Source organism: Companilactobacillus bobalius, from assembly GCF_002179915.1.
GTDB lineage: Bacteria > Bacillota > Bacilli > Lactobacillales > Lactobacillaceae > Companilactobacillus > Companilactobacillus bobalius.
Map to the genome: position 1 here is coordinate 1 of NZ_MYFM01000026.1, position 598 is coordinate 598.

General features: G+C 33.1%; 1 protein-coding gene. It reads right to left on the bottom strand.

Going from position 1 to position 598, the window contains the following annotated elements; translation table 11 throughout:
• Positions 1-49 precede the first annotated feature (49 nt).
• On the bottom strand, positions 50-598 hold a 549-nt coding region (locus LKACC16343_RS14440), incomplete at its 5' end, for a hypothetical protein (RefSeq protein WP_179207697.1).

A 598-nucleotide genomic window follows, 5' to 3' on the forward strand; every position in this document is an offset into this window, starting at 1 on the left:
ATATTTCTATCATCATCTAAATAAACTGAAATTTTCATTATTGTACCTCCTAATTTTTATAAGTATTCACTTGAATTACTGGAATTTTGAAATCACCATCCGTGTAATCACCAAATATATGTGCAGTAAGATTAATACTAAGCGTTGTATTAGGAAGTACCTTAATTGATGCTCCTCCAAAGCTTTTAATGGTGAAACCTGAAATGTTATTATAGAAGTCATCAATTTTTTCCCAAGAGTTTCCATCACTAAGTTGGGCTTGAACTTTTTTACCAATATATTGTGACAATTGGTCAGAAATATCAATTGAGCTATTAACAACTAATTTTTCTTTAGGAATCTTAATTGGTGTTAAACCGACTGATGATAAATCAAAACGAATATTACGATTTCCAAAGCTTGGGCCACTGAGAGTATCTGAAGTTAGATTGCTTAAAGTGATTAAAAGGCCATCTTGTACATTATCATAATTTGTTGACGGACCCGATAGCAAAATACTTCCAACTGCTGAACCACTAAACAGATTTAAAGTGGATGGCAATTGTGATACTTGGCTTGAAGAAGTTCCACCACCAGTAGTTCCTCCAGTAGTAGTTCC